This window comes from Streptococcus oralis (genome assembly GCF_004127215.1).
Taxonomy (GTDB): Bacteria; Bacillota; Bacilli; order Lactobacillales; family Streptococcaceae; genus Streptococcus; species Streptococcus oralis_BD.
This window is the reverse complement of the sequence record NZ_QEWJ01000002.1, coordinates 99,342-116,215: the sequence shown is the minus strand read 5'-3', so window position 1 is coordinate 116,215 and position 16,874 is coordinate 99,342. Positions and strand designations below refer to the sequence as shown.

Below are 16,874 nucleotides of genomic sequence, written 5' to 3'. Positions count from 1 at the left end.
TAGATCTAATATAGCGGATGTGCTAGCACCACATACCGTACTATGTTATCACACTTTCTCGAATTTATCAAGGGCCTAAAATATTTTTTTATTTGACGTAAACAACACCAAGTTTACCAAAAGCAACTTCCCCGCGAATAATCAAGGTTTTGTTTGTTGGCGCTACAGGAGCATCTGCTTTTGCTGCACCAAAGGAGGTTTCTACTTTCAAATCGACACGCCAGTGTTGTGGAACATAAACAGTTGCATTACCAAAAGCAACTTCAATATTTAAAGTCGCGAAATCCCCTAACATCTCTGCATTGTCATAATAGATTTTAGCATCGCCAAAAGCAATTTCCACTTGGTCGGCTACAAGATCTTGATCTTGCTTATAGAAAGTACCACTACCAAAAGCGACTTCCTTATCCGTGATAACTGTTCGCTCACCGTTGTACCACCATTTTTTCCCGTACCAAAACTTACTTGAGTGAGTGAGGTAGCCGACACCTAGCACTGCTAAGATACTAGCCCAAAATAAAGACTGATTTGGGATAGGCAAAATATTATAAAAATGATTTGCAATCATTAAGGCTACTAGAGCGGTAAAAACTGCTGATGTTAGATGACGACGAAGCAAAGCTTCAACTGACTGGTAGGCAAAAAAGACGATACCAATCAAAGGCCATATTTTACCATCCAAAGAAGGAATGCCAAAATTTCCTTGCAGCAAAATCCAGGCTGCTAAAGCCAATAAAACAATACCAAATGCTTTCTTTTTCATGTTTTTTACCTCATATTTCTTAGATTTTCTTTTAGGAGGGATTGGTAATGCCGCGAGACATGAACCTCCTTGTGCGTCTGATAAAAGGAAATGGTGCCCGTTCCTGAGAAGGACTTGTCCACTGAGTAAATCTGACGGATGTTTGTGATAGTTGACTTGGACACTCGACTAAAATAGCGAGGCAGGATGGACTCCAACTCATAGAGCTTGAGACGAACCTCATAGGCTTCCTTCTGGGTATGAGCGTAGATCTTGCTCCCTTCTGTTTCAAAGAAGAGAATTTCTGACAGGTCTAGATAATATTCACCTGTCCCCTTGTAAAAAGTCAACCTCGGAGCCTTTGACTCTTGCAAGAGCCGTTGCAAGTCTGCAATTTCATCTGTCAAAGTGGGTGTCTTGATGACAATTTCAGTCTCCTCTAAATTGCCGTCAATCTCAATTCGTAACTTCATCACATCTCCTTTCTGACTCTACTATATCAAAGCTAAGTTAGGAATACAAGGGCAAAAAAGCAAGTGGTCAATTTGAAGCAGTAAGTGGTTGTAGGACTAGCTTAACTTACATGTCAGAATAGGAAGAAAAGGAATCCCCACACCAGACCACAAGCATAGCCAACCAAGACATCCTTGGGATAATGAACACCCCCTAAAACCCTCACCAAGCCCAGCAAAGCTGAAAAGATCAAGCATGCCAATCCAACAGGTAGACTAGTATGTAAGCAAGCCATGGAGATGATAGTTGCCGAAAAGACATGGCGACTGGGCATAGACTGTCCCGAACTATCCTTGTCAAGCAAGGGACGGATGTCCCAAGTTTCGTAGGGGCGCGGATGATTGATTTTCTTACGGAAAAGAGACAAAATTATAAAACCTGTTGCAGGAATAAGCACATAAACCCCAACTTGCTTCCCAAGTCCTAGTTGCAGGTAAGTGGTGACTAGCAAGGTAAAATAGACTAGGGGCATGGCGACTGTCATCAAGCGATTGAAACTGCGTAATAGAAATAAAAGGATGGGATAGCTGGTGAATCTGGAGCTGATGTTTTGATACCATTCTTGATAATTTTTCATTAAATTTCTCATTCATTACCTTGTTTTCGTCTACAGGTGAGACGTTTGTCTTCTAGTATAGTGCAGAAAAAGAAGGCCGTCAAGCCTTCTTTTGATTTATTCTTCTGCTTCGTCTTCTGTAAATTGACTATTGTACAAGTCAGCGTAGAAGCCACCTTGCGCCATCAGCTCCTCATGGTTGCCTTGTTCGATGATATTGCCATCTTTCATGACAAGAATCAAGTCGGCATTACGAATAGTTGACAAGCGGTGGGCAATGACAAAGGAAGTTCTACCCTCCATCAAACGGTCCATGGCTTTTTGAATCAACTCCTCTGTACGTGTGTCGACTGAGGATGTCGCTTCATCCAAAATCAAGAGCGGTGCATCTTTGAGAAGGGCACGAGCAATGGTCAAAAGTTGTTTTTGTCCAACAGACAAGGTTACGGTGTCATCCAAAACAGTGTCGTAGCCGTCTGGCAAAGTCATGATAAAGTGGTGGATTCCTACTGCTTTGGACGCTTCAATCATACGTTCATCACTGATGTCTGTCTGATTATAGATCAAGTTCTCTCGAATCGTTCCTTCAAAGAGCCAAGTATCTTGCAAGACCATTGAAAAGGCATCGTGTACTTCTGAGCGTTTCATGTCCTTAGTATCCACGCCATCGATACGGATACTTCCCTTATCTATCTCATAGAACTTCATCAAAAGATTGACAATGGTTGTCTTACCAGCTCCAGTCGGTCCAACAATCGCGACTTTCTGACCTGCATGAGCTGTCGCAGAAAAGTCATGGATGATGGTGCGCTCTGGTGTATAGCCAAAGGACACATGATCAAAGACTACTTCCCCTTTCATATGGGCCAATTGTCTTTCCTTATGAGATTCATCCTGCATCTCTGCTTCAGCTAGAAATTCTAATACACGAGTCATGGCTGCACTCGCTTGTTGCAGGCTCGTAATCCCTTGGGCAATCTGTGACAGAGGTTGGGAGAAGGTCCGTACGTAAACCATAAAGGCTACAATAATCCCTATCGTGATATGTCCTTCTAACGCCAGCGCGGCACCAACGATGATGACTAAGACATAACTAAAGTTCCCAACAAAGAACATGGCTGGCATCATGATACCAGAGATAAACTGAGATTTCCAGATACTGTCATGCAAGTCTTGGTTTAACCCTGCAAATCTCGCTTTGGAGGTGTCCACTGCGTTGTAGCTGGTCACTACATTATGGCCAGAGTACATCTCTTCCACATAACCATTGACGGCTGCTAGATTATTTTGTTGGGCTTTAAAATAACCCTGTGACTTGGCCATGATTACGGAAACCGCTGCAAAACCAACAAGCGTAGAGACCACTGTTACGAGAGCTAAAATCCAGTTCATCCCAAACATGGTCACCAAGACAGCAATCAACAAGAAACTAGCTGAAAGAACTGTCCCTAGACTTTGGTTGAGAGATTGCGCTGCTGTATCCACATCATTGGTCACGCGCGAAAGGGTGTCTCCTTGTGAATGACGGTCAAAATAGCCAAGTGGCAAACGATTAATCTTTTCAGCGATAGCTGTCCGCAAGCGTTTTGAAAAATGCTGAATGCTCGTTGAAAAGATATAGGCCTGTGTATAATTAAGGATAGCTCCAAACACATACAGAACAACCAAAAATCCTGCAATGTTTGACACAGCCACCAAGTCGATTTCTGTAGCCAAACCATCTGAAATCAAGTTAGTAATTTCTTTAATCTTAGTTGGCCCATAAACGGTGATGATACTTGAAATGACTGCAGCCACAACTGCTAGTAGGAGAGGGACTTGGAGGCCTGCCATATAAGGTTTGCACTGTTTCCAGACCGACACTTTTTTATTTTCCATGTTCCAATTCCTCCTTCGATAGTTGTGAGTAGGCAATTTCTTGGTAGACTTCGTTGGTAGCTAGAAGTTCCTTGTGGGTGCCTTGTCCCACGACTTTTCCTTGGTCCAAAACTAAGATCAGGTCGGCGTCCATAATGGTAGAAATCCGTTGCGCTACGATGAGCTTGGTCATGGATTTTGTTTTCTCAGCTAGCTCTTGGCGTAGGACACGATCAGTCTTGTAGTCCAAGGCTGAGAAAGAGTCATCAAAGATGAGAATCTCTGGTTTACGAGCCAAGGCACGCGCAATGGCCAAACGCTGTCTTTGACCTCCTGAGAAGTTGGTTCCACCTTGGGCTACTTCTGATGCAAGACCTGCTTCCTTGTCCTCGATAAATGCTTTAGACTGGGCCAATTCAAGAGCTTGCCACATAGCAGCCTCGCTTAGAGGAGTTTCTTTGCTCTTACCAAAGTCCAAGTTCCCCTTGACATCTCCTGAGAAGAGGACTGCTTTTTGTGGAATATAGCCAACCTTATTGCGCAAATCTTCCAAGTCATAATCTTGCACATTGACACCATCCACTAGGATTTCTCCATCTGAAACGTCGTAAAAACGTGGCAAAAGATTGACAAGCGTGGACTTACCTGATCCAGTCGATCCGATGAAAGCCACGGTTTGACCCGCTTCTGCTTTGAAAGTGACATGTTCCACGACTGCTTCTGAGTTTTTAGAGTAGCGGAAAGTCACATCACGGAATTCCACTTGTCCTTGAACTGAAGGATCCGCTGTCTGTGCATGACTAGGATTTTCAATAGAAGAATGCAGATCCAATACTTGATTGATACGTCCTGCCGCAACCAAGGTACGAGGAAGAACGATAAAGAGTGCTCCCATGAGAAGGAATCCCATTACGACCTGCATAGCATAGGACATGAAGACCACCATATCACTAAAGAGTGGCAGTCGTTCTGTAAAACTTGCGTCGTTGATGATATAGGCACCAATCCAGTAAATAGCTAAACTTAGTCCACTGGAAATCGCCATCATAATGGGATTCATAATGGCCATCAAACGATTGACAAAGAGATTGAGACGTGTTACCTCATCGTTAGCTGCCTCAAATTTCTTATCTTGGTAATCCTCGGCATTGTATGCGCGAACAACTCGAATCCCAGTCAAACTTTCACGAGTGATACTATTGAGTTTATCTGTCAATTTTTGGATGACAGATTGTTTAGGAAAGGCCAGAGTCATGAGAACGGTGGTCATCAGAACATTGACAATAACAGCCACCACTACTGCCCAGAGCCAGTATTCTGATTTCCCAAGGATTTTTCCAATGGCCCAGATAGCCATAATTGGCCCACGAGTGACCACTTGCAAGCCCATGGTAAAGAGCATCTGTACCTGGGTAATATCATTGGTCGTCCGAGTCAAAAGACTTGGGATTGAAAAGCGCTTGATTTCTGTCTGCGAAAAATCCAAAACCTGATGAAATACATCTCTACGTAGATGGGTTGTATAGGAGGCTGCAACGCGAGCAGCAAAGAAACCAACCATAACAGATGAAAAGAAAGCTAATAAAGACAATCCAATCATCTTCGCAGCTGGTGACCAGAGTTCGCCCAACTGCGTTCCAGACGTTCCCAGTAATTCTGTAATTTGCGAAATATAGGTCGGCACCTCTAACTCGAGATAGACCGAGAAACAAGTGAACAGAATCGTAAGGACGATCATTCCCCACTCTTTTCCTGTAATACGTTTAGCGAGTTTCTTCATTCTCTCCTCCTATCTTCTCAACATTTTCTTGCAATTGCCCGAGTACCTTTTCAAAGATTGCCAAGTCTGACTTTGAAACACCCTCTAGCAGACTCTGATCGATCCGATCAAAAAAGGCCTTAACTTCTTGCATCTGCGAACGCGATTTGTCGGTCAAACGAACAAATTTTGCTCGTTTATCACTTGGACTGGCCTCTAACTCGACCAAACCATTTTGTACCATACGCTTGACCAAGTTACTTGCCACAGACTTAGTAATATTGAGTTCCTGCTCGATATCCTTAATTAAGACTAGTTCCTCTTTTTGTTCACGATAATCTAAAAAACGCAGAACTTGCCCTTGCGGTCCACCCATAAATTCAATGCCACATCGCTTGGCTTCTTTCTGTACCATCAGGTGAACCTGGTGCCCAAAACGTTTAAACGTCAACATCGGCTTGTTCATGATTGCTCCTTTCTCACGATAAATATAGTTCTCTGGAGAACTATTTAAGTTTCCATGAGAACTATTCTATCACTTCCAGAAGAAATGTCAAGAAAAAAGTTTCCAAGAGAACTATTCTCTTGATAAAAAATATCCTAAGCCAGCTTTTCTCGCTTAGGATGATTTTCATTTCTTCAAATTAGAATCCATCTACGTTTGTGTAGATCTTTTGTACATCTTCGTCGTCTTCAAGGACGCTGTAAAGTTTTTCAAAGGTTTCAAGGTCGTCACCTGACAATTCTACTTCTGACTGAGGAATCATTTCCAATTCTGTCACTTGGAATTCTTGGATACCTGACTCACGAAGGGCAACGATAGCCTTGTGAAGGTCTGTTGGAGCTGTGTAAACAGTGATTGTTCCATCTTCTGCTTCTACATCATCCACATCCACATCTGCTTCAAGCAAAAGTTCAAAGATGGCATCCGCATCTTCACCTGCAAATACGATCACACCCTTGTTGTCAAAGAGGTAAGAAACAGAACCTGAAGCACCCATGTTCCCGCCGTTTTTACCAAAAGCTGCACGAACATTGGCTGCTGTACGGTTAACGTTAGAAGTCAAGGTATCCACAATCAACATAGAACCATTTGGTCCAAATCCTTCGTAACGTCCTTCTGTAAAGGTTTCGTCTGTATTTCCTTTTGCTTTATCAATTGCTTTATCGATAACGTGTTTTGGCACTTGGGCTTGTTTCGCACGGTCAATAACGAATTTCAAAGCAGTGTTTGATTCTGGGTCTGGATCCCCTTTTTTAGCTGCTACATAGATTTCTACACCAAATTTTGCATATACTTTAGAGTTAGCTCCATCTTTAGCCGTTTTCTTGGCTACGATATTGGCCCATTTACGTCCCATTAGGAATCTCCTTTTTTCACATTTTAATCTTTCTTATTATAACACAAGTTTAGCTGATTTTCACTAGAGGAAATGGATTTTGTTCAGCAAATCGAGCTATGATGACACTTTTGCTGCCAAGATTGCCTTGCCTTCTTTTATCAGGGGATGGCGGAAAAGTGAAAAGTACAGTTGGATAGTCATTGCAACCCAGATAAGGGGTTCGCAAAGGATAACTCCCCTATAGCCTGCCCAAGGGATAATTAAAACCACAAAAACGATTTTCCCGATTAGTTCTATAAAGCTGGAAACTAGAGGAAGGACTTTCTGCCCCAATCCCTGCAAGCAATTGCGATAAATCAGCAAAAGGCTCAAAATCGGATAAAATACTGAACTGATTTGCAGATAGAGGCTACCATTTTCTACCAAGTAATTATCCGTTGAACTGGCCAAGAAGGAAACCAAGCTAGGACTGGCAAAAAAGAGGATGACACAAACAAAACCTGCCCAGGACATGCTCAAACGACTACCGATTCGAAGTCCTTGAACAATGCGGTCTGGTCGCTTGGCGCCTAGATTCTGAGAGGCAAAGGTCGTCATGGCAGAAGAAATAGCTGTCATAGGAAGGAGAGCAAAGGCCATAATGCGTCTAGCTGCCGTCTGGGCGCTAATAATCACGGCTCCAAAGGTATTGACAGAAGACTGTAAAATCACACTACCAATGGACACAATCGAACTCATCAACCCCATAGCCAAACCTTGCTCCAAAAGATCCGCATACAAGGCCTTGTTCCATTTAAAATGCTTGAGTTGAGGGAGGAGTTCTGGAACACTCTTGCGGATATAATAAAAGCAGAGAACCGCTGATAAGCCTTGCGAGATAATGGTAGCAAGACCCGCAGATTGAACTCCCAGATGCAGTTGCGTAATGAAATACAAATCCAAAACCACATTGACCAAGGCAGAAAAAATCAGAAATCCAAGAGCCGCTAGACTATCACCAATAGACCGCAACAATCCCGCAAAGAGGTTATAAGCAAAGCTAACACCTACACAAGTCACAATCATAGAAATATATTGATAGGATTGAGGAAGGATTTCAGCAGGGGTATCTAAATATTGCAAGAGTGGATACAGACCGACAAAGCCCATCAGCATAACCAAAATACTGAGAAGTCCTCCTAAAATCCAGGTTGCAGCAACTGCTTCTTTGATTTTAGTGAAATTACGAGCCCCATAATAGCGGGCAATGACAATCCCCATGCCATTTCCAACACCAAGCGTAAAGCCTATAATCAAGTCAAAAATGGCAGTTGTCGCCCCTACTGCAGCCAAGGAATCTTGACCAAGAAAACGCCCAACAATCAAGACATCAGCTGTATTATAAAGCTGTTGGAAAATATTTGACAGCAAGATTGGAAAGGCAAAGCTTAACAGCGCAGGAAGAATAGGACCATGTATCAAGTCCACGGATCGTTTCTTATTCATAAAGCTATTATATCAGCTTTCTAGAGGAGCGACAAGGCTCTATAACTAAGTTTGCAATCAATTGCTTACAGAGAAACAATTTGCTATAATCAAGAAAAGGAGGTCATTTATGAGTTTGACCAGTCAATTAATAACCGATGCATTTCCCGATCTTGAAAAAGTTGAAAAATTAAATATTGAAGCCTTCCCCGAAGAGGAACGCGTTCCTTTATCCGAATTTTTACGCTATCAGGACCGAGAAGATGCTCACTTTTTTGCCTTTTATAATCAAGAAGAGTTTGTCGGCTTTGCTTTTGCCATCTCCAATCCAAAGGCCTTCTATATCAGTTTTTTTGCCATCATGCCCCACTTGAGAAGCCACGGATATGGAAAAGAAATCATCGAAAAGCTGACTGATTTTTACCAGCGAACCATGTTACTCGAAGTCGAGCGATTGGATGAAGAATGCGATAACTTGGAGCAAAGGAAGGCTAGAATGGACTTCTATCGACAAAATGGCTTTAAAACAGCCAACGCTTTCCTTGAGTACGATGGTTTGAGTTTTGAAATCCTCTATCGTGGCGACTATTTTGACGAAGAAGCCTATCGCGACATCTTCCAAAAGTTACAGGATGAGCATTATTTTGACTTTCATATCGAGTATCGTCGTTTTAGCGATCATTAGCTCTTTCATCTGAAGCAAATATAAAAAGTAGCAGTTCCTATCTGCTACTTTTTATGTTATTCTTCAATTTCGATTTCAAGTCCATCGCCTAGGTCAAGTGTTACTTCTTGGTTAGGTGCTAAATCTTCAACTACAGAAGTAGGGGTTGTCCCTTCTTCATCTTCAATCAAACCATATTGAACACGAACTTGATGGTCAATGGCATCAAAGATTTCTGGATGATCCGCCAAGTATTTCTTAGCATTTTCAGATCCTTGCCCGATTTTTTCACCCTTATAAGAGTACCAAGCTCCTGCTTTTTGGATGATATCGAGATCACTTGCAATCTTCAAGAGCTCACCAGTCTTAGAAATTCCTTCTCCGTACATGATTTCAACAAAGGCCTCCTTAAACGGTGGAGCCACCTTGTTTTTCACGACCTTGATCTTGGTTTCCTTACCGACATTGGTATCTTTTTGGTCACCAGTTCCCTTGATTTGTGTGCTTCCACGAACATCCAAACGGACTGAAGCGTAGAATTTCAGAGCACGTCCACCAGGAGTTGTTTCTGGGTTTCCAAACATAACTCCAACTTTTTCACGCAATTGGTTGATAAAGATGGCAATTGTTTTGGTTTTATTGATAGAAGCTCCGAGTTTACGCATGGCCTGGCTCATCATACGAGCCTGCAAACCAACGTGGCTATCTCCAATATCCCCATCAATTTCTGCACGAGGTACAAGGGCCGCAACTGAGTCAATAACGACGAGGTCAACTGCACCTGAGTCAATCAATTTTCCTGCAATTTCAAGACCTTGCTCACCTGAGTCTGGTTGTGACAAGAGCAGCTCATCAATATTCACACCAAGGGCCGCAGCATAGGCTGGGTCAAGAGCATGTTCCGCATCGATAAAGGCAGCAATACCGCCTTCTTTTTGCGCCTGCGCCACCGCATGAAGGGCAACCGTTGTCTTACCAGATGACTCCGGTCCATAGATTTCGATGATACGTCCTTTAGGATAACCACCTGAACCAAGAGCAATGTCCAGAGCCAATGAGCCTGAACTCATCACTTGAACTTTTTGCTCCGCGCGCTCACCCAAGCGCATGATTGATCCTTTACCAAAGTCTTTCTCAATCAATTTCAGGGCATCGTTCAATGCTTTTTCACGGTCAGCCCCAAATTTTTTCCCAATTTCATCTAATTTTTTTGTTGGTTTTTTCGCCATTCTATTCTCCTGTATTCTAATAGTCCTAAGACCTATCTACTATTATATCAAAAGTTAGTCACTTAATAAAGCCTTGCGAACTAGGTTAAAGGCATGCATGACCGCGATATGTCGAACATCTGCTCGACTACGTCCTGCGATATTAACCTTGATAACCTCTGTCCCTTTTACATGTGCCAGTCCAATAAAAACTGTGCCAGCTGGATGCCCCTCTAGGCTATCTGGCCCAGCCACACCCGTCAAACTGACTCCATAGTCAGACTGAGTCTTAAGCCGTACCTGCTCTGCCATTTTTCGAGCCGTAAACTCAGAAACGACCCCATGTTCTTTCAGCTCTTGCTCAGCAATTTCCAGCATCTTAGACTTTTCTTCTAAACTGTAAGTGACAAAACCGCCATTAAAGATGGCAGAAACGCCTGAAAAGTCTGCTAATGTCGCTTGAAAGAGACCTGCCGTCAAACTTTCTGCCGCAGTAATGCTTTTCTGTCTCTTCTTTAGCCCTTCTACTACGACACTTGCGAGGCTGGTTTCTTCCCCATATCCATAACAGATCTCTCGTAGAGAAATCCCCTCGAAAGTTTGGCGATCCAATATTTGATTTTCTAGGATATCCAGTGCTTGATCAGCCTTTTCTTGACTGACTGCTTTTGTAGACAAACGCAAGGTCACCTCTCCCGTTTTGGCATACGGAGCCAAGGTCGGGTCGGTTTGATTATCAATCAAATCCGCTAAAATGGTCACCAACTGACTTTCACCAATCCCAAAGAAACGGAGCACTCGTGAATACAACTTGCTGCTAGTCATCAACTTGGGTAAGAGGTGATTTAATACCATGGGTTTCAACTCGCTTGGCGGTCCTGGGAGAACCACGTAGGTCACACCATCCACTTCCAACACCCCTCCTACTGCTAAACCTGTCTCATTTGGCAGTGGAGTTGCCCCTTCTACAATTTGGGCTTGGCGCTCATTATTCGGTGTCCGAGCATAGTCAGGTCTATGAGCAAAGAAGATATCCAATTTCTCTTGTGCTTGAGGGTCAAACACTAGATCTTTTCCTAAAAATTTTGCCAGAGTTTGTTTGGTCAAATCATCCTCAGTTGGTCCCAAGCCCCCTGTCAAAATCACAAGATTACTACGTTGACTCGCAATCTCAAGCAAGGACAAAAGACGAGCTTCATTATCTCCCACTGCTGTTTGGAAGTAGACGTCTACCCCGATTTCGGCTAGTTTCTCTGATAAAAACTGAGCATTGGTATTGACGATCTGCCCTGTTAAAATTTCTGTTCCAACAGCAATAATTTCTGCTTTCATGTTTCCTCCTACTTATCTATTCGAATTTTTTTGAAAAAATCGCAGGAAATTTCCCACGATTTGATTCTTAGTTTTATTCTATCTCTTCGTTTGAAGCATTTGTGGAAGGTGCTGTTCGACCATAAAGATTTTCATACAGAACAGCGTTGGTCTCCAGCTCCGTCACATCTTCTCTCCCTAGGGAACGGCGCAAGAGATTTTGCATTTCTAGCATATGCTCTCTCGTTACGATTTGGTAAGAGATTCCCTGTAATTCTTCGCCTTCACCACGAAGTTGAAGTGTCTCAATATTTTTAAAAGAATCTTGATAACCAAGTAATTGAGGTACGCTTTTCGCTGAAAGGTCTATGTTGGTCTGCATATTTTCACTGAGCGCTTTTAGGACTGCCTGATAATGACTAATGCTATTCAAACTCAAGACTTTTTCCACAATTTTTTGAATGACTTCACGTTGACGTTTTTGACGACCATAATCCCCTTCAGGATCCTGATAACGCATCCGTGAGTATACCAAAGCTTCCTCACCATTCAAAGTCTGCTCACCGACTCCGATTGAGATTTTATTAAACTCCTCTTGGTCAGTAATGGAAATTGGGAAACCAAGTGTGTTATTTACTGTGATTCCCCCAACTGCATCAACTAGCTGTTGCAATCCCTTCATGTTAACCATGACATAACGATCGATATGGATATTCATCATTTTTTGAATAGTTGAAATAGCCAACTCTGCACCACCATTGGCATAGGCAGCATTGAGTTTTGCTTCCTGAACTTGTCCTTTCCCAAGATCAATCTTAGTCAAAATATCCCGTTCCAAACTCATCATAGTGGTTTTCTTGGTTTTTGGATTGACTGTCAAGAGAATCATGGAATCGCTGTTCCCTACCCAAGGATCAAGACGTTCCTCATTTCCCGTGTCCACCCCCATCAAGAGAATAGTTAGAGGTTCTGTCGCTTCAATAACGTTGGTTTCTTCACCAATTTTCTTATAAGTTTTTTTACTTAAGGTTTCAGTTCCTTGATAATAAATAGTATAGGCATAAGCACCCACACCTAAAGCTGTTACTGCTAGAAAAGCTAATAGCATTCCGATTATTTTTTTTACCATCTTATCACTTATCTATCAGTCTACCCATCAGGTAAACGTCTAAAAATATCCCTTCTTCTAAATAGGCTCCTCTTTCTTGTAAGCCTTCTGTAACAAATCCAAATTTTGAATAGAGGTGGATAGCTGCCTCGTTGCGCTTTTGTACACTGAGCTGCAAACGATGCAAAACTCCACTAGTTTTAGCCCACTCAATACCTTCTTCAAGGAGCATGCTTCCTAAGCCATGATTCCAAAACTTCCTTTGGATGACCAAAAAGATATCCCCGATGTGGCGAATCCGTATACGCTGCTCTGCCGTGATGTTCAAAACACCTGCAATTTCATCATTCAGGAAGGCTAGGAGAGTGATTTGGTTATCTGAAGTCGCTTGCTTTTCAATAAAAAGAGCCATTTCAGATTCTGTCATCAGGATACCATTTTCATCCAAACTGGTGAAATCTGTCTCCTGACCAACTAGATCCAAGAATGCAACCAAAGCAGCGGCATCATGAGATTCAGCCTCACGAATACAAAGTTCATACTCCATCTTGAAGCTCCTTAATCAGTTGTTCAGCACGAGAACCCTGAGCGGTAAAATAGAGGCGACGACCCTCAGCTTCTTTCAAGAGTTCCAACTCCAAATAGGAATCTGGTAAATCCTTACCTAAAAGATGGCCCCACTCAATAACGGTCACACCACCACCGAAGAGAAACTCATCCAAGTCAATAGAATCAGCATCCCCTTCAATCCGATAGACATCCAAGTGGTAAAGTGGCAAACGACCTTCATACTCTCTCACGATGGTGTAAGTTGGACTTTTGATCATCTGATGAATACCCAAGCCCTTGGCAAGACCCTTTGTAAAGGTTGTTTTACCAGCACCCAGTTCTCCAGACAAGATCAAAACATCGTTTTTTTGGAGTAAGGTCCCTAGGCGTTCTCCCAGATTGATCAGCTCTTCTTCATTTTTTGTGTACATGCTACTATTATACCAAAAAGTTTTCTTTTATGTAAATTTTCTTTACAAACTTACTATAACAACTTTGGTAAAATAAGAGATTTTTATTGATCGAAAAGTGTTTTTAAAAGAATATACACACGGCGCTAACAAGTAAAATATCTCGGATCACATGACCGTAAAAGGAAAATTCTCTTCTCATAGATTTTGGAAATAAAAACCGAGCAAAAATGAATCCCAAACCGACATAAAAAACAATGGATAAAACTGTCATTGGATTTCTCAAGAACAGCAAGGTTGCCAGAACTGTCAGGACAACCGTTTTTTTCTTATTGAGAGTTGCTCCCAAATCTCGGCTGTATTTTTCAAACGGCAAAAAGACAAGTAAATCAATGCCAAACAAGAAAAAGAAGGAGGGCAAGAAAAGATCTACCAGCTCTTGCTGAAAAGCTGTCTGTGTTAAAATAGTCTCCGACAACACCAGACAGACACCTACTAGGTTTAAGACCAACAAGGTACTATAAAATAGTTTCACTTTTTTCTGACTGTTTATAATGCTATGAACATCCTGATCTCGAGTATAAAAGAAATTCATGCCCGCACACAGACCTGATGCCAATACGATAAACACTAGAAAATAAGTGCTTGACTGCTTTAAGGTTAAGATGGCTCCCTTCCACAGCAAGCAGCTACTCAGACTAATCTGAAGCAAAGCCAGTAACAATAAGATGCGAATTGATTTCATCATTTTCAGTACCCCCTTCGTATACATAATTATACTCTGCAAGAAAGATAAAATCCCTCCCCTCTTCTCAAATGTCCTATTTTAACGCTCAACTGACAAAAATCTGAAAAAGCAAGTCATTAAGCTAGTTGTTCTAGCTTTCTAGTTAAATAGTTACGATAAAGATTCAACCGTTCAATCAACTCTGTTCAGATACTACATTCTCTCAACTTTCTGAAATTCCCTCGTATTTTCGTAACTTTAACAAGCATATCATTTGTAAGCCTACCTCCTAGACTATCAAAAAGAGGAAGACCAGTCTGGTCTTCCCCAAGGTTTCGATAGAAAATAAGAGCATCTCCTTTCAAATAAAACGAAAGGATGAATGATACGGATTCATGTACAATCTCCTCATTCAGATATAGACCGAAGTCTATCTCTTCAGCGTCTACTTGTTTCTTTTGTTTATCAATGTTAATTTTGATAAGTCTTGTGTAGTGCTACTAAAGTCAACAGTCATTTTGTCAGTTGCTGACTCTGAAGCCACTAAATCACTTGAAACTGCTTGGCTAGCGCTGAGAGATTCTGTTATCACTAAACTTTGAGAAGACGATTCAGAAGCAGATAGACTAAGGGAGTGTTCAAATGACAGACTGTGAGACACCGACTCCAATACATAGAAACTATGTGATAAGGATACCTCTTGACTTAGAGACTCTTCTACATATACACTGTGCGAAGCTGAGACTGAAAGGCTTGCTGAAACTGACTCTGAAACCGACAGACTATGAGACAGGGAAGCTGCTTGGCTCAAAGACTCTTCTACATATACACTGTGAGAAGTAGAGGCTGAAACAGAAAGGCTTGCTGAAACTGACTCTGAAGCCGACAGACTATGAGATTGTGAAGCCACTTGGCTCAAAGACTCTTCTACATAAACACTGTATGAAGTAGAAGCTGAAACAGAAAGGCTTGCTGAAACTGACTCTGAAGCCGACAGACTGTGGGACTCTGAAGCCACTTGGCTCAAAGACTCTTCTACATATACACTGTGATAAGTTGAAGCTGAAACAGACAAGCTAATGGATGCCGACTCTGAAACCGACAGACTATGAGACAGGGAAGCTACTTGACTCAGAGACTCTTCTACGTAGAGACTGTGCGAGGCAGAAGCTGAGGCTGAAACAGAAAGGCTTGCTGAAACTGACTCTGAAACCGACAGACTATGAGATTGTGAAGCTGCTTGACTCAAAGACTCTTCTACGTAGAGACTGTGCGAGGCAGAAGCTGAGGCTGAAACAGAAAGGCTTGCTGAAACTGACTCTGAAACCGACAGACTATGAGATTGTGAAGCTGCTTGGCTCAAAGACTCTTCTACATGTACACTGTACGAAGCTGAGACTGAAATGGAAGCACTAGAAGATTCCGACTCCGAAACCGACAGACTATGAGATTGTGAAGCTGCTTGGCTCAAAGACTCTTCTACATATACACTGTGAGAAGTTGAGACTGAAATGGAAGCACTAGAAGATTCCGACTCCGAAACCGACAGACTATGAGACAGGGAAGCTGCTTGACTCAGAGACTCTTCTGCATAAACACTGTGCGAAGCTGAGACTGAAAGGCTAAGCAAGTGAGAACCATACTGACTTAGAGATTGTTCAAGATAGGCACTCTGTGATTCGAACTCTGAAATAGCAAGGCTAAGAGAATCTTCAACAGAGGAAATCTGTGACTCTACTTGAGAAAGATGGGTTGAGCCAGATACTGAGACAGAATCACTTAGAGAGCTTGCAGCCTCGGCGCTCAGTGATTGCTCCGCTGAATGACTGACTGAGACGGACTCTGAAACCGAAAGGCTGAGAGAGGACTCACGAGATAAAGTCTGTGACTCTACTCGAGAAAGACTAGCCGAGTCGGATTCTGAGATAGAAACACTTAGCGATGTTGCAGTCTTAGCGCTCAGTGATTGCTCCGTTGAACGGCTGGCTGAGGCTGACTCAAGAACAGATAAACTACTTGATGTTTTTTTGTTTTCGAGGCTTAATGATAGTGAAATGGAGTCTGCTGTACTCTTCAAGCCTTTTGTTTTTCGAGAATCTATAGTTTTAGAGAGGCTAGTTTCCAAAGAATGTGATGCACTAACTGTTTGACTCTTAGCTGGTTCTTTTTCTTGAGAAAGATTAGAGTCACTTTCTGGCAATAGAGATTCTTCGGAACTGCTTTCCTCACCTATATTCATCACATCCAAACGATCGTAGTACTGAATAGACTCTAAAGCCTTATCAATAAGAAAAGTTTCACTTTCTTCAGGAGATATACTTTCTCCTACTACTTCTGTATCCTCACCCTCATTTTCTCTTGCAGCAGACAACTCTTCCTCTTGATTTCCTCTTTTTATGAGACGTTTAAAACTATCTAAAAATTTACGAAACGTACCTTTAGCGTTTTCATTGTTTGACATAAATATTTTCTCCCTAATTTTAATGATAATACTATTATAAAGGCTTGTAGACTATCTGTCAAAACAATTTCATCAAAATAGTATTTTTAAAACAAATTCTTTAGATTGACTAGTTTCTCGCTTTAAAATCAAGTGCTTACTCTAAATTCTAAGTACTCCCAAAACTCGAAAATGTCTATCCAAAAGTGTAGAATAAGAGAGA

Annotated in this window: 16 protein-coding genes; 1 reads left to right on the top strand and 15 read right to left on the bottom strand. The window is 42.0% G+C overall.

Annotated elements, in window-relative coordinates; all coding sequences use genetic code 11:
* Nucleotides 1-88: 88 nt before the first annotated feature.
* The 8 genes from DF216_RS03040 to DF216_RS03005 form a co-directional block, all read right to left on the bottom strand.
* A complete protein-coding gene (locus DF216_RS03040; protein ID WP_129325928.1) occupies nucleotides 89-763 on the bottom strand; it encodes a LiaF transmembrane domain-containing protein in 675 nt (224 codons plus the stop codon).
* Between the two features lie 5 nt (nucleotides 764-768).
* The gene (locus tag DF216_RS03035) at nucleotides 769-1,215 is read right to left on the bottom strand and encodes a LytTR family DNA-binding domain-containing protein (RefSeq protein ID WP_084868249.1); all 447 of its coding nucleotides are present in this window, start codon (nucleotides 1,213-1,215) and stop codon (nucleotides 769-771) included.
* Between the two features lie 113 nt (nucleotides 1,216-1,328).
* A complete protein-coding gene (locus DF216_RS03030; protein ID WP_129325927.1) occupies nucleotides 1,329-1,832 on the bottom strand; it encodes a phosphatase PAP2 family protein in 504 nt (167 codons plus the stop codon).
* 96 nt (nucleotides 1,833-1,928) lie between these two features.
* Nucleotides 1,929-3,689, bottom strand: a complete 1,761-nt coding sequence (locus tag DF216_RS03025) for an ABC transporter ATP-binding protein (protein ID WP_129325926.1) — start codon at nucleotides 3,687-3,689, stop codon at nucleotides 1,929-1,931.
* Complete coding sequence (locus DF216_RS03020; RefSeq protein WP_129325925.1) at nucleotides 3,679-5,448, bottom strand: ABC transporter ATP-binding protein; 1,770 nt, start codon at nucleotides 5,446-5,448, stop codon at nucleotides 3,679-3,681. The genes DF216_RS03025 and DF216_RS03020 overlap by 11 nt, the downstream gene beginning before the upstream one ends.
* A complete protein-coding gene (locus DF216_RS03015; RefSeq protein WP_129325924.1) occupies nucleotides 5,432-5,893 on the bottom strand; it encodes a MarR family winged helix-turn-helix transcriptional regulator in 462 nt (153 codons plus the stop codon). The genes DF216_RS03020 and DF216_RS03015 overlap by 17 nt, the downstream gene beginning before the upstream one ends.
* Before the next feature lie 178 nt (nucleotides 5,894-6,071).
* Complete coding sequence (locus DF216_RS03010) at nucleotides 6,072-6,788, bottom strand: YebC/PmpR family DNA-binding transcriptional regulator (protein WP_125827836.1); 717 nt, start codon at nucleotides 6,786-6,788, stop codon at nucleotides 6,072-6,074.
* A 96-nt stretch (nucleotides 6,789-6,884) separates the two neighbouring features.
* Nucleotides 6,885-8,255, bottom strand: coding sequence for an MATE family efflux transporter (locus tag DF216_RS03005; protein ID WP_129325923.1), 1,371 nt, complete (start codon nucleotides 8,253-8,255; stop codon nucleotides 6,885-6,887).
* 109 nt (nucleotides 8,256-8,364) lie between these two features.
* Here DF216_RS03005 and DF216_RS03000 point away from each other — a divergent pair, with 109 nt between their 5' ends.
* Nucleotides 8,365-8,919: a GNAT family N-acetyltransferase gene (locus tag DF216_RS03000; RefSeq protein WP_129325922.1), complete on the top strand. Its 555-nt coding sequence runs from the start codon at nucleotides 8,365-8,367 to the stop codon at nucleotides 8,917-8,919.
* A 56-nt stretch (nucleotides 8,920-8,975) separates the two neighbouring features.
* On the opposite strand, the gene recA is transcribed toward DF216_RS03000, so the two are convergent.
* The 7 genes from recA to DF216_RS02965 all read right to left on the bottom strand — a co-directional run bounded on the left by recA (nucleotide 8,976) and on the right by DF216_RS02965 (nucleotide 16,672).
* Nucleotides 8,976-10,127 (bottom strand): recombinase RecA, encoded by a 1,152-nt coding sequence (recA, locus tag DF216_RS02995; protein WP_129325921.1) that lies wholly within the window; start codon nucleotides 10,125-10,127, stop codon nucleotides 8,976-8,978.
* 54 nt (nucleotides 10,128-10,181) lie between these two features.
* On the bottom strand, nucleotides 10,182-11,438 hold the full coding sequence (locus tag DF216_RS02990) for a competence/damage-inducible protein A (RefSeq protein WP_129325920.1): 1,257 nt from the start codon (nucleotides 11,436-11,438) through the stop codon (nucleotides 10,182-10,184).
* Between the two features lie 73 nt (nucleotides 11,439-11,511).
* Nucleotides 11,512-12,546, bottom strand: a complete 1,035-nt coding sequence (gene lytR, locus DF216_RS02985) for a glycopolymer--peptidoglycan transferase LytR (RefSeq protein ID WP_129325919.1) — start codon at nucleotides 12,544-12,546, stop codon at nucleotides 11,512-11,514.
* Nucleotides 12,547-12,550: 4 nt separating this feature from the next.
* Entirely contained in the window at nucleotides 12,551-13,072 is a 522-nt protein-coding gene (locus tag DF216_RS02980) for a GNAT family N-acetyltransferase (RefSeq protein ID WP_129325918.1), read from the bottom strand.
* A complete protein-coding gene (tsaE, locus tag DF216_RS02975; protein ID WP_129325917.1) occupies nucleotides 13,062-13,505 on the bottom strand; it encodes a tRNA (adenosine(37)-N6)-threonylcarbamoyltransferase complex ATPase subunit type 1 TsaE in 444 nt (147 codons plus the stop codon). Before tsaE ends, DF216_RS02980 begins: the two co-directional genes overlap by 11 nt.
* A gap of 103 nt (nucleotides 13,506-13,608) precedes the next feature.
* Nucleotides 13,609-14,229 (bottom strand): hypothetical protein, encoded by a 621-nt coding sequence (locus DF216_RS02970; protein ID WP_164978994.1) that lies wholly within the window; start codon nucleotides 14,227-14,229, stop codon nucleotides 13,609-13,611.
* A gap of 427 nt (nucleotides 14,230-14,656) precedes the next feature.
* Nucleotides 14,657-16,672 (bottom strand): hypothetical protein, encoded by a 2,016-nt coding sequence (locus DF216_RS02965; RefSeq protein WP_129325915.1) that lies wholly within the window; start codon nucleotides 16,670-16,672, stop codon nucleotides 14,657-14,659.
* Nucleotides 16,673-16,874: the final 202 nt, after the last annotated feature.

Coding starts and splice junctions, on each gene's coding strand:
- DF216_RS03035 (WP_084868249.1), bottom strand. CDS start 1,215: ATGAAGTTACGAATTGAGATTGACGGCAATTTAGAGGAGACTGAAATT.
- DF216_RS03010 (WP_125827836.1), bottom strand. CDS start 6,788: ATGGGACGTAAATGGGCCAATATCGTAGCCAAGAAAACGGCTAAAGAT.
- DF216_RS03025 (WP_129325926.1), bottom strand. CDS start 3,689: ATGGAAAATAAAAAAGTGTCGGTCTGGAAACAGTGCAAACCTTATATG.
- tsaE (WP_129325917.1), bottom strand. CDS start 13,505: ATGTACACAAAAAATGAAGAAGAGCTGATCAATCTGGGAGAACGCCTA.
- DF216_RS03015 (WP_129325924.1), bottom strand. CDS start 5,893: ATGAACAAGCCGATGTTGACGTTTAAACGTTTTGGGCACCAGGTTCAC.
- recA (WP_129325921.1), bottom strand. CDS start 10,127: ATGGCGAAAAAACCAACAAAAAAATTAGATGAAATTGGGAAAAAATTT.
- DF216_RS02970 (WP_164978994.1), bottom strand. CDS start 14,229: ATGAAATCAATTCGCATCTTATTGTTACTGGCTTTGCTTCAGATTAGT.
- DF216_RS03005 (WP_129325923.1), bottom strand. CDS start 8,255: ATGAATAAGAAACGATCCGTGGACTTGATACATGGTCCTATTCTTCCT.
- DF216_RS03000 (WP_129325922.1), top strand. CDS start 8,365: ATGAGTTTGACCAGTCAATTAATAACCGATGCATTTCCCGATCTTGAA.
- DF216_RS02990 (WP_129325920.1), bottom strand. CDS start 11,438: ATGAAAGCAGAAATTATTGCTGTTGGAACAGAAATTTTAACAGGGCAG.
- DF216_RS03040 (WP_129325928.1), bottom strand. CDS start 763: ATGAAAAAGAAAGCATTTGGTATTGTTTTATTGGCTTTAGCAGCCTGG.
- DF216_RS03030 (WP_129325927.1), bottom strand. CDS start 1,832: ATGAAAAATTATCAAGAATGGTATCAAAACATCAGCTCCAGATTCACC.
- DF216_RS02980 (WP_129325918.1), bottom strand. CDS start 13,072: ATGGAGTATGAACTTTGTATTCGTGAGGCTGAATCTCATGATGCCGCT.
- lytR (WP_129325919.1), bottom strand. CDS start 12,546: ATGGTAAAAAAAATAATCGGAATGCTATTAGCTTTTCTAGCAGTAACA.
- DF216_RS03020 (WP_129325925.1), bottom strand. CDS start 5,448: ATGAAGAAACTCGCTAAACGTATTACAGGAAAAGAGTGGGGAATGATC.
- DF216_RS02965 (WP_129325915.1), bottom strand. CDS start 16,672: ATGTCAAACAATGAAAACGCTAAAGGTACGTTTCGTAAATTTTTAGAT.